Source organism: Acinetobacter sp. UBA1496 (assembly GCF_002324975.1).
Lineage (GTDB): Bacteria > Pseudomonadota > Gammaproteobacteria > Pseudomonadales > Moraxellaceae > Acinetobacter > Acinetobacter variabilis.
On record NZ_DCRI01000071.1, the window covers coordinates 1 to 11754 of the forward strand.

Here is an 11754-nt window from a genome sequence, read left to right on the forward strand (position 1 = left end):
TTCATCGAACTCAGGTTAATTAATAAGCCAATCGCATGTAGATTGGCGATTTGGCTCATCAGATGCATCAGAGTTTCAATGCCGTGCCTTTTAAGAGCATATTTTTTCTCATAATCCGAACCAATAGCAGAATCCACGGCTCTAAAGAAATGCAGACATAAGCTTTTTAATGAACCATCGTGCGGACAGTCAATTTTAAGGTAGACAATTTGGGTAAAATTATATTTCTCATGAAAAATGACCTGAGGATATGTAGCTAGGATCCGATTTAATGTGGTGGTTTTTCCACTACCTGAACAACCAATGAAAGACATACTTTTTGCGGTTGACTGGGCTGTTTTAAAGCGAAATGCATTAATTTCACCTGTCATCATCCGTTCGTAACCATTCTGCAGATGAGTGGCTAAATTACCATTCTCAAGATTACGTGCGACATATCCATCACGAATCATAATTGCGATCTTTTGCTCAAGTGAATAGTGTCTTGAAATTGGAAGAAAGAAACTATTCATTAGCTGAGCAATCAGGTGGCTTCTGACTACCCCAGGTTCATGTTTTTCAAGTGGACTGATGTCTACAGTACATTTCAAAGCCGTTTTAATATCGTTAAAATCACGTATTGGCGGCAAGGCTTCAATGAGCGGGTTACCTTTGTATTGACCAAAGCTCGGTTGATAGATAGCTTTTACTTTCATGGTTGTTCCTCACTTCAGTCATCATCAAATAGTTGATCAAAAAATGCAGGTCGATCATATGAATCATGCTCATCGGTCTGTGCTACATTTTTTGAAAAAGGAAGGATGTTGCTTGGCAGGTCTTCACTGAATTCACTTTCGGACAGAGAGTTTTTCAACATCTCTCGTTCTTTATCACGTGCTTTTAGACGATTTTCTTTGATCTTGGAAAGACGCTGAGCATTGCTGTGAGTCGATGCCCGCGTGGATGCAATGGCTTTTTGAATAATCTCCTCATTTGAGCGCTCTAATTCAGCCCGTGCGAGTTGCAATGACATATGGTAATTTGCTTGTATTGACTTTTGCTCTTTTTGAACTTTCCAAACCTCCCAAAAGCTGCATCCTATAAATTCTCTTGAACGTTGGGCTAGATGTGCTTCCCAGCAATCTGATGTCGAAGGAGAGAAAAAGAGATACACTTTTTCTGCATTAGCAGGATCGTATGCCACGGTTATTTTTTTGGGGCGACGTGTTGAGGTAGACCGATGCATCCAGCCATTTTCTAAGATTTCTTTACAAATATAGTAAAGGCCAAAAACCTTGATACCTAAATGAGAGAGAGTACCTTCAGTTCGGGGCAAGAGTGCAATATAAATAGCACGTTCAGAAGCTGTTCTTAATTTTCCGGTCCGGTTTTGGATTCCCCAATTCCATAACTGTAATGGAATATTGGGAAGATCTGTTGGCATATCAATATCACGATCATAGGATCTAATCTCATGTGTCTGATTATGCATTAATACAGAGTTGAGTATGATCTTAGTAAATTCATGCACAGTCAGAGTGGCATCTAAACGGTAGTCTGTGCCACCACGTTTCTTTTCTTTAATAGGCTGTACAACACCTGGCGCATACGGCTTAAATTCGGCTTGGATAGTACGAAAATAGCGTTCAATGATACCTTTGAGATCACCTCTGTATGCCGGTGCATTTTCAATTCGTATAGCAAAACTTTTTTCTAGATGTTCAATTTGATGACCAAGCAATTCACCGCGATCCGCTAAAATGGCTTCAGGTAAACCAATACAAGGCCAATCTTCAGAGCGTATTTCACGGCCAAAATTTTTACAGTATTCGACTTTGTCACACATAGCGATGCGTAGAACTTGCATGCTGGTGACATAGGAGGGATTTTCAAGGCCGACATACATACCGGTCACCATGCGACTAAATTCATCTATCATGAAATAGACAGTCGGGCGGCCGATAATGCATGCACGATCAGAATCAGAGATAAGATATATATCTGCAATTGTGGCATCAATTTGATATCGAGAACCTGGCCCCAAGACTTGAGAGTTTGTTGTAGATACTAAAGGCCTTGTATCTTTTAAATATTCAATTTGATGAGAACGTTTTTTCAGCCTGATGGTGCGGTTGAAATCTCTCTCATAAAAATATTTAAATTGCCAAAAAGAAGGATATTCGCTCTCTGGTATATCAGGGTAACGTTCTTGATAAAGTATCAAAAATTTTCGGTAAGCGTATTTGACCGAAAATTTTTTGTCATTCAGTAAATATTGATTGATGACTTTTTTAAATAAATTTTCGACAGTGGTATCAATTAATGCACCTGTCCCTTCAGAAATGACACGTGGTCGTCCTAATTTATTTTCAGTCACTCTTTTTTTTATACCTTTTCCCCCAGAATTATAGTAATGAGGAATAAGTGCATTAGGTGTCATGCCACGTTGCCAATAGTGCCGTAATAAACGATAAATAGTTTGCTTAGTCGCGACTTTTTCTTGTACAAGTTGGTTAATCAGATAAGCACGCTCTTTACGTTCATAAAATCGTTCATGTTCAATAACTGGTTTGATTATGGCAAAGTTTTGATCACGCTTTGTTTGGTAGATAGATCCTTCCGTTACAGTGAACAAACTGAGATCAGAGAATGGATCATCAGTCAGTTCGGCTTGCCCTAGTTCAATTCGTTGTTCGAGTTCTGAAATTGGAAAGAGTTCGGGCAATGCTTTGTCAGACTCAATATCTATCCAAACCAAATGCTGAGGATATATTTTCAGAATGCGAAACCGATGATCTAGTTTATAAACATGATTAACCTGAAACATTTTTAAGTTTCTCCAAATGTTGAATATTCCCGATCTCAATGTCCCGACCACGTATTTTTCTATAGCTTTTGGAGATATCGAACAAAAAATACCGCTGGGCAAGCAGTTCTCTTATTTCTAGAAGAGATGCGCCTGTTTCCATGGAATACTGAGTGTCAAGGTATTTAGATAGCTCTATCAGGGTAAGTTCAGGTTTTTGGAGAAAATGACTCTGATAAAAGTCTATTTTTGAAAAGATATGGATATCGTCAGTTGCTCTATTCAGTGGGTAGAGCCATTTAATATTTTCTATTGCTGTTGGTGAAATCTCTTTTTCTGTAACGACAAACCAAGGTACTTGTTGTTCATCCCAATAACGTCTTTCAAGTTCCAATTGGGCAATGGTCTTCTTTTGATCTAGGTGCGCGGACTTGATAGCTTTTATAACAAAGCAAGGAGGCTTTAGCGGGGAGTTGTTTACAACAAAAAAAGTTGAAGTAAGAATTTGATGAACATTCTTTTCGATAGGGTGCTGAATTTTTAAATCTTCAGCAATTTGCAGGGTAGTTGTAAGATCAAGTGGAATTTGCTCGCGTATATCTTCGACCTCTTGAATTCTGTCTAATGCGAGAAATAAAGCTAACTCTAAGTCAGAAAATAAATGATGAGTTCTTTGGGTTTTATAACCATATACACGGCTAGACCGTTCCGTCAGGGATTTGTTATCTCTAACATTTAAAAAAGGCTTATATGAATGTAATCGCCCTTGGCCACGTCCTTCTTGTAGCCAGCGTAATTGTTGTTCTTTTGATGCCATCTGAAACCCCATACTTTTCTTTAAACCTAGCACTTGATTTATTTTTAATCAATATAGTCTTATATTTTATTTTTATGAATTAAATATTTTTACTTAGTATGATTGTTTATTTCTATTTAAATATTGCTGTTAGGGTGATAATTAAATTATTTTATTTTTAATAATCAAGTATTTATTTAATTTAAAGTTTGTAATTGTAATGATTAATATATTACTTTAACTTATGAGAAAAAATAAATTTTATATAAAAATTTATAGATTTCTTGAGGGCTAAATTAGATTTTTTACTGAAATCAAAAAATTTATATTTTTATTGTAGAGTAAAATAGTTTAATACTTTATTTTTTATAAGTTATTGATTTTATTTATTAAATTTTTAAATAACTATTTAAAGAAAGTATCATCCTTTCTTGGTTTGTGCTCTTTAAATATAGCCACGAAATAAAAAAGTCCCATACTTGTATTTTAACATATTGAAAATATAAATATTATTTTATATATGTCAAAAAAGTATGGGACTTTATTACCCTAAGTGCAGGCTTTATTACATAGTATTGAACTATTTTACTTTATTACAACAATAACAGGCTAATTTTATGAGTTATTCTACTGTTACTGATTTTGCCAGATTACGTGGCTGGTCAACATCAGTACCACGCAGGACTGCCACATGGTAAGACAGTAGCTGTACTGGAATACAATAAACAATTGGCGCTAAAACAGCGTTTACTTCAGGAATATGTACGACATGCTGGCGTTCTTTGGCTTTAATACCGCTATTTTCATCGGCAAAAACAAAGAGCTCACCACCACGTGCCTGAACTTCTTCCATATTGGATTTCAGTTTATCAAGCATGTCATCCTGTGGCGCCAGAATCACTACTGGCATATCATTATCCACCAGTGCCAATGGACCGTGCTTCAGCTCACCCGCCGCATAACCTTCCGCATGAATATAAGAAATTTCTTTCAACTTCAGTGCACCTTCCAGTGCAATCGGGAAGTGTGTACCACGACCGAGGAACAGACAGTGCTGTTTCTCTACAAATAGTTCAGAGAGGCGCAGAATTTCATCATCATGACTTAAGGTATCCAGAAGTACCTTAGGCATATGCCATAGTCCAGTGGTGATCTCAGTCATCTGTTCAGCTGAAATGGCATTTTTCACTGTACCAATTTTTAGCACCAGTAGCATTAGTGCAGCCAGCTGAGTGGTAAAAGCTTTGGTTGAAGCCACACCAATTTCAGGACCCGCTAAAGTCAGCAGACTGTAATCTGTTTCACGTACCATTGAAGAAGTTGCAACATTACAAATCGTCATCGTCGTAATGTTTACACCTTTTGATGCAGCACGTTTTTGGGTATCACGCAGAGCGGCCAAGGTATCGGCTGTTTCACCTGACTGAGAAATACACACATAGAGTGTGTTATTGACAATCACTGGCGTACGGTAACGGAATTCACTGGCAATCTCGACCTGACAAGGCAGATCAATCAGCTGTTCAAACCAGTATTTAGCAATCATGCCAGCATGGTAACTGGTACCACAGGCAATAATTTGGATTTGCTGGATTGTTGAAAAATCCTGTTCAGCATTCACCAGAAAGTCTTCACGCAGTGTATTGCCATTTAGGGCTTGTGAAATGGTCTGTTTTAGCGCTTCAGGCTGCTCATAGATTTCTTTGAGCATGTAGTGCTTATATTCACCCTTAGAAGCATTGCTCACGGTTGCATCCAGTTCTTTTACTGGGCGATCCACCAACTGGCCATCAACAAATACTTCAATGGTAGTACGGGTTAAACGTGCAATATCGCCTTCTTCAAGATAGATGAAGCGATTGGTAATTGGTAATAAAGCCAACTGGTCAGAACTGATAAAGTTCTCGCCAATGCCTACACCAATCACCAGTGGTGAACCTTCACGTACAGTAATCAATTCATCTGGATGATCTGTGTGTACGATCCCGAGCGCATAAGCACCTTTCAGCTGTGGTACGACCTGACGAACAGCCTCAAGCAGGCTAGGGGTAGATTTCAGTGCATCATTGACCAGATGGGCAACCACTTCAGTATCAGTTTGTGAAGTGAATACATAGCCTAAAGCTTCAAGATCATCTTTCAGCTCCTGGTAATTTTCAATGATACCGTTATGAACCACAGCAACATTACCCGAAATATGGGGATGAGCATTGTTTTCAGTCGGTTTACCATGAGTTGCCCAGCGTGTATGAGCGATGCCTAATGAACCATTAATCTGTGATTCATTCACAGCTTGTTCAAGGTTCGCGACTTTACCCACACGACGTTCACGGAGCACCTGGCTATTACTGATTAAGGCCAGACCCGCAGAGTCATAACCACGGTATTCAAGACGTTTTAGGCCTTCAATTAAGATATTGCTGATATTACGTTCCGCGATGCCACCGACGATACCACACATACTAACTTCCTCTTATTTCTTGATTTTTTGCGGACGCTGATAGTTTTCTTTGGCAAATTGCTTAGAACGTTCTACCGCTAAACTGTTCTCTGCCACATTACGGGTAATCGTTGAACCCGCTCCCACTGTCGCGCCATTACCGATCTGGACCGGTGCAACCAGAGAGCTGTTAGAACCAATAAAAGCATGATCCCCAATGATAGTCTTAAATTTGTTGGCACCGTCATAGTTGCAGGTAATCGTCCCTGCACCAATATTGGAACCGCTACCGACTTCAGCATCACCTAAGTAAGTGAAATGATTCGCCTTAGAACCTAGACCAATGCTTGAGTTTTTGACTTCAACAAAGTTGCCAATATGGACTTCAGCTGCCAGTTTTGCCCCTGGACGCAAGCGTGCAAATGGACCAATCTGTGCATTTTCACCGATAACAGCATTATCAAACACGCTATATGGCTGAACTTTAGTACCCGCAGCAATCTTGGTATTTTTAATCACGCAGCCTGCACCGATTTCAACATTATCACCGAGTTCGCAATCACCTTCGATAATGACATTGATATCGATCCGCACATCTTTACCAACAGTGAGTTGGCCTCGTAAGTCAAAACGGCTTGGGTCAATCAGATGTACACCTTGCTGCATCAACTGTTTAGCTTGATAAGCCTGGAACTGACGCTCCAATGCAGCCAGTTGCACACGGTCATTGACGCCTTCCACCTCAAAAGCCAGCTCAGGTTCTACAGATGCAACACTCATACCATCTGCCAGTGCCATTGCCACGATATCCGTCAGGTAATATTCACCTTGGGCATTGTCATTGCTTAAACGTGGTAGCCATTCATGTAATTTGGCATTGCTGACTGCATAAATACCAGTATTAATTTCTTTAATTTGACGCTGTTCTTCAGAAGCATCTTTATGTTCAACAATGGCTTGAATCTGACCATCTTTACGCACAATACGACCATAACCACTGGCATCTGCAAGCGTTAATGTCACTAGGCCAATACCTTGCTCTTGAGTAGCATCGAGCAGATTCTGAAGCGTCTGCTGGCTAATACAAGGGACATCACCAGACAGGATTAGTGAAATACCCTCTTTCGGCAAAACAGGTAGTGTCATTTGTACGGCATGACCGGTACCAAACTGTTCAGCTTGTTCTACCCACTGGATATCCTGGTCTGCAAATGCGGACTGAACCTGCTCACCGCCATGACCATAAATGGTAATAATATTGTCTGCATTGAGTTTTTTTGTTGTGTCGACCACATGGCCGAGTAAAGGTCGTCCTGCAAGCGGTTGTAATACTTTCGGTAAGTTGGAACGCATACGGGTTCCTTTACCTGCAGCAAGAATAATCACAGTCGTAGACATGTTCTAATCCTAGATATGGCTTAAGCCATCGTAAAGTAAAAATAAATCCAAATACAAAGTGCTGCCCAGAGGCCAGCGATAATGTCATCCAGCATGATGCCAAAACCACCCCCAACCTGACGGTCAATGACTCGAATCGGCCAAGGTTTCCAGACATCAAATAATCGGAACAGGGCAAAGCCAATGAGTAGCCATAACCAGTTCATCTGACCTAAATAGATCAGTGGCAAAAAGGTGATGGATTGTCCTGCAAACTCATCCCAGACAATGCGTCCATCATCATGTACACCCATGACTTTGGCTGTTTGGCCACAGATATATATGCCAATCAGGGACATGATGACAATGGCAAAAAGACTATTTAGAAAACCTAAGTAGAGCCAGATGGGTACAAATAAAAGTGCAAAAGCTGAACCAAACGTTCCGGGCGCTTTAGGCGCCAGACCAGAACCAAATCCTACCCCACTAAAGACAATGAGCCGGTTTGTCCATGACATGCTTTTAAAATTGATCGCAGGTTTATGCAAAATGTTGATATCCGTTAAATTGAAGTGAATGATCTACGCCATCTTTTTCAAAAGTTAAACCGTGTTGCTGCTGAATGGAGCCAATTATACTAATCGAAACATCCAGATGTTTTTGCAATAATTTTTCATAATTTTGCGGGCTTATTGTAAAGCATAACTCGTAGTCATCACCACCCGCGAGTGCGTATTGCCAACGCTGTTCACCATTTAATGCCTGCAGGGCAGGACTGATCGGTAACTTTTCAAGTCCTAAAGTCGCTCCTACCTGAGAAGCTTTGAGAATATGTCCCAGATCCTGTGCGAGGCCATCCGAGACATCAATCATACTGTTGGCTAGGCCTTTTAAGGCAGTACCCAACTGACAGCGTGGGGTTGGATAATCTAAACGTTTCTGTAATGGATGACCAAGATGATTTAAAGCAAAAGCAGCATCACCCACTGTACCGGATACACAAATCAGATCACCAGGCTTGGCACCTGAACGGGGTACAGCTTTACCAATCTCTACCCAGCCCAGGGCAGTCACAGATAAGGTCAAATGAGGACTTTGTGTGGTATCACCACCAATTAAGCTCACACCAAATTGATCGCAACAATCATAGAGACCCTGACTAAAGGCTTTTAACCAGTCATGATCAATTTGGGGTAGGCTCAAGGCGAGTAAAATACTATGCGGGGTCGCGCCCATGGCTGCAATATCAGAAAGATTAACAGCGACAGATTTCCAGCCAATCGCATGAGGATCGGTTTCTAAAGGAAAATGACGTCCAGCAACGAGAGTGTCGGCACAGATGACCAGTTGTTGCTGTAGAGGAGGGGTGAGCAAGGCTGAGTCATCGCCAACGCCTAAATCGACAGAATTTTTATTCTGACGATTAAAATAGGTATCGATAATCGAAAACTCAGCCATACAACAATTCGACTACATTAGTTGGCTTGCTGTTTTTCTGCTGCACGTAAAGTTGTCGCTAAACGGTCCAATACACCATTAATGTATTTATGGCTGTCTGCACCGCCAAAATGTTTAGCTAACTCAATTGCTTCATCCAGAACCACGCGGTATGGAATCTCAAGATGTTCTTTGAGTTCATAGGCGCCTAAGCGAAGTGTAGCGAGTTCTACACCATCAAGTGCAGAAAGTTCACGATCCAGCACAGGGATAAGCAAAGCATCCAATGCTTCATGATTGGCAACCACTTGAGTCAACAATTCATGATAATAGCTGAGATCCACTTTGTGCATGGCATTGTCCACACGAGTACGTGCTTCAATCTCATGCACCGGATTGTGGCTCATCTGCCATTCATAAATTCCTTGTACAGCAAAGCGACGTGCTTTACGTTTTGCTGCATAAGTTGCTTGAAGTGTTTGCGACATAGCGTTAAATAGCCTTTAACAAGTTAACCATTTCAATAGCAGTCAAGGCAGCTTCACTACCTTTATTACCTGCTTTTGTACCCGAGCGTTCAATCGCCTGTTCGATACTATCCGTAGTCAATACACCATTAATCACTGGTAAGCCAGTGTCCAAGCCAACTACGCCCAGACCTTTGGCACATTCACCAGCTACAAAATCGAAGTGAGGCGTGCTGCCACGAATCACAGCGCCCAGCGCGATGATGGCATCGAAACGATCTGAAGCTGCCAGTTTTTTCGCAACTACAGGAAGTTCCCAAGCACCAGGTGCATGAACAACAGTGATATTATCCTCTGATACGCCATGGCGTTTCAATGTATCAATGGCACCTTCTAACAGATGTTCAACAACAAAGCTATTAAAACGACCAACTAAAATCGCATAACGGTCTTCGTTCGCGAGATGCAACATACCTTCAATACGGCGAACTGCCATAGGAACCTCGATTATTTCTCTGATGTTTGTTGTGCGGTGATGTATTCCACCACTTCTAAGTTAAAGCCGGACAGGGCATTGAAACGTAATGGAGAGCTGAGCAGCTTCATTTTTTCCACGCCGAGGTCACGTAAAATTTGTGCACCGACACCAATGGTCTGATACTGCTGGGAAAGTGCAGCATTGGATTTTACATTTTTTGGTGCTGTCAGTATATCCAGGGCAGGGCCTAAGTCCTGTAAATGGCGCTGGCCAATCCAGACCAGAACACCACGATCACTGTTTGAAATTTCTTTTAAGGCACGGTCCAGATTCCAGGCCGGTTCACCATCTTGCTTGTTCAGCTTTAATAAATCACGGGTTGGGTTAAAGCCATGCACACGTACAGTCGTCACGCCGTCTTTAGGCTGACCTTTCACCAGTGCCAAATGAATGTCCGGGTTACCGATTTCACGGTAACGATAGAGATCAAACACACCGTATTCAGTATCTATAGTTTGCTGGTCAATACGCTCAACCGTTTGCTCATTGGTCATACGGTAATGAATCAGATCAGCAATAGTGCCAATTTTCAGGCCATGTTTTTCTGCGAAAATTTCAAGATCTGGACGACGCGCCATACTGCCGTCTTCTTTGATGATTTCACAGATCACAGATGCAGGTTCCAGACCCGCAAGACGAGACAGGTCACAACCGGCTTCAGTATGACCGGCACGGTGCAATACGCCACCTGGCTGTGCCATCAATGGGAAGATATGACCAGGTTGTACGATGTCACTTGGTTTGGCATGTGCAGCCACTGCAGTTTGAATGGTGTGCGCACGTTCAGCTGCAGAAATACCGGTAGTAATTCCGTTGGCTGCTTCAATTGAAAGGGTGAAGTTGGTTCCGTGCTGAGCGCCGTTGGCATCTACCATCAAGGGTAGATTTAACTGCTGGCAACGTTCTTTGCTTAAAGTCAGGCAAACCAGACCACGCGCATGGGTGATCATAAAGTTGATGTCTTCAGGACGCACGTGGGTCGCAGCAATCACCAGATCGCCTTCATTCTCACGGTCTTCGTCATCCATCAGGATAACCATTTTTCCTGCACGGATATCTGCTACAAGCTCTTCAACTGTATTGAGCGGCATCAACCTTCACCTTCTTTTTTGATCTATACCAGACCGAATCATGACATTATTACTGCATAGTCTAACGCTTTTTAAGCAATTTTGCCTATGCTTATTGCTTTCCCTCAGGGGTTCATTGTTATACACAGTCTTGCGTAGCATGAAAAGTCGACTTTAAATGAAAGCACAGGCTTTATGCTGGATTTTTAAACGATCGGAAAGCATAAAAAATGACAAACTTATTTAAAATCAACATAACTATAAATAATCTCTTATTTTTTATGCAGTTTTATTTATTAGTTTAATACAGCCCCTAAAAATACGTATACCTCCTCATTCTTTCCTTTATAAATTTTTTACCAATCAGTTTAAAATTCTGTTTGAAATAATGAATGAATCAGGCGGACCGAAGTCCACCCGAATTTAGATCAGTTTAGAAGAAGCCTGCTGGTTTGGTTGAATAACTCACTAACAGGTTTTTGGTTTGCTGATAATGATCCAGCATCATGCGATGGTTTTCGCGGCCAACCCCGGATTTTTTATATCCACCAAAGGCTGCATGAGCCGGGTAGATGTGATAGCAGTTGGTCCAGACCCGGCCGGCCTGAATCGCACGACCAGCACGATAAGAGGTATGTGCTGAACGTGACCAGACACCGGCACCGAGTCCATAAATCGTATCATTAGCAATCTTGATGGCTTCATCGAAGTCTTTAAAAGTCGTCACTGCCAATACCGGTCCAAAAATTTCTTCCTGGAAGGTCTTCATGTCATTGGTGCCTTTAAAGATGGTCGGTTCAATATAGAAACCTTGACCCACTTCCTGACGTGCTTCACCACCGGT

General features: G+C 41.4%; 11 protein-coding genes. All 11 read right to left on the minus strand.

Features of this window, described 5'->3' with window-relative positions; genetic code table 11:
- A partial coding sequence (locus B3143_RS07810; protein ID WP_286740040.1) for an ATP-binding protein occupies positions 1-695 on the minus strand: 695 nt, incomplete at its 3' end.
- 14 nt (positions 696-709) lie between these two features.
- Positions 710-2806, minus strand: coding sequence for a Mu transposase C-terminal domain-containing protein (locus tag B3143_RS07815; protein WP_286740043.1), 2097 nt, complete (start codon positions 2804-2806; stop codon positions 710-712).
- Complete coding sequence (locus B3143_RS07820) at positions 2793-3602, minus strand: heteromeric transposase endonuclease subunit TnsA (protein ID WP_005233265.1); 810 nt, start codon at positions 3600-3602, stop codon at positions 2793-2795. The genes B3143_RS07815 and B3143_RS07820 overlap by 14 nt, the downstream gene beginning before the upstream one ends.
- Positions 3603-4203: 601 nt before the next feature.
- Positions 4204-6042, minus strand: coding sequence for a glutamine--fructose-6-phosphate transaminase (isomerizing) (gene glmS / locus B3143_RS07825; RefSeq protein WP_286740047.1), 1839 nt, complete (start codon positions 6040-6042; stop codon positions 4204-4206).
- A gap of 12 nt (positions 6043-6054) precedes the next feature.
- Positions 6055-7419, minus strand: coding sequence for a bifunctional UDP-N-acetylglucosamine diphosphorylase/glucosamine-1-phosphate N-acetyltransferase GlmU (gene glmU, locus B3143_RS07830; RefSeq protein ID WP_286740049.1), 1365 nt, complete (start codon positions 7417-7419; stop codon positions 6055-6057).
- A 20-nt stretch (positions 7420-7439) separates the two neighbouring features.
- The gene (locus B3143_RS07835; protein WP_286740051.1) at positions 7440-7916 is read right to left on the minus strand and encodes a phosphatidylglycerophosphatase A family protein; all 477 of its coding nucleotides are present in this window, start codon (positions 7914-7916) and stop codon (positions 7440-7442) included.
- A 22-nt stretch (positions 7917-7938) separates the two neighbouring features.
- Complete coding sequence (thiL, locus tag B3143_RS07840) at positions 7939-8856, minus strand: thiamine-phosphate kinase (protein ID WP_286740053.1); 918 nt, start codon at positions 8854-8856, stop codon at positions 7939-7941.
- Positions 8857-8873: 17 nt separating this feature from the next.
- Positions 8874-9323 carry a transcription antitermination factor NusB gene (gene nusB, locus B3143_RS07845; protein ID WP_005233270.1) on the minus strand — a complete coding sequence of 150 codons (450 nt, stop codon included), beginning with the start codon at positions 9321-9323 and terminating at the stop codon, positions 8874-8876.
- A 4-nt stretch (positions 9324-9327) separates the two neighbouring features.
- Positions 9328-9798: a 6,7-dimethyl-8-ribityllumazine synthase gene (gene ribE, locus B3143_RS07850; RefSeq protein ID WP_004280926.1), complete on the minus strand. Its 471-nt coding sequence runs from the start codon at positions 9796-9798 to the stop codon at positions 9328-9330.
- Positions 9799-9809: 11 nt separating this feature from the next.
- Positions 9810-10931: a bifunctional 3,4-dihydroxy-2-butanone-4-phosphate synthase/GTP cyclohydrolase II gene (gene ribBA / locus B3143_RS07855; protein ID WP_286740058.1), complete on the minus strand. Its 1122-nt coding sequence runs from the start codon at positions 10929-10931 to the stop codon at positions 9810-9812.
- Between the two features lie 412 nt (positions 10932-11343).
- Positions 11344-11754, minus strand: a 411-nt coding sequence (locus B3143_RS07860; RefSeq protein ID WP_286740062.1) for an aldehyde dehydrogenase family protein, incomplete at its 5' end; no start/stop codon positions are given.

What these genes read in the sequence shown, in the direction of transcription:
- glmS (WP_286740047.1), bottom strand. Translation starts at nt 6,042, where the DNA reads ATGTGTGGTATCGTCGGTGGCATCGCGGAACGTAATATCAGCAATATC.
- ribBA (WP_286740058.1), bottom strand. Translation starts at nt 10,931, where the DNA reads ATGCCGCTCAATACAGTTGAAGAGCTTGTAGCAGATATCCGTGCAGGA.
- B3143_RS07835 (WP_286740051.1), bottom strand. Translation starts at nt 7,916, where the DNA reads ATGTCATGGACAAACCGGCTCATTGTCTTTAGTGGGGTAGGATTTGGT.
- glmU (WP_286740049.1), bottom strand. Translation starts at nt 7,419, where the DNA reads ATGTCTACGACTGTGATTATTCTTGCTGCAGGTAAAGGAACCCGTATG.
- B3143_RS07815 (WP_286740043.1), bottom strand. Translation starts at nt 2,806, where the DNA reads ATGTTTCAGGTTAATCATGTTTATAAACTAGATCATCGGTTTCGCATT.
- nusB (WP_005233270.1), bottom strand. Translation starts at nt 9,323, where the DNA reads ATGTCGCAAACACTTCAAGCAACTTATGCAGCAAAACGTAAAGCACGT.
- thiL (WP_286740053.1), bottom strand. Translation starts at nt 8,856, where the DNA reads ATGGCTGAGTTTTCGATTATCGATACCTATTTTAATCGTCAGAATAAA.
- B3143_RS07820 (WP_005233265.1), bottom strand. Translation starts at nt 3,602, where the DNA reads ATGGCATCAAAAGAACAACAATTACGCTGGCTACAAGAAGGACGTGGC.
- ribE (WP_004280926.1), bottom strand. Translation starts at nt 9,798, where the DNA reads ATGGCAGTTCGCCGTATTGAAGGTATGTTGCATCTCGCGAACGAAGAC.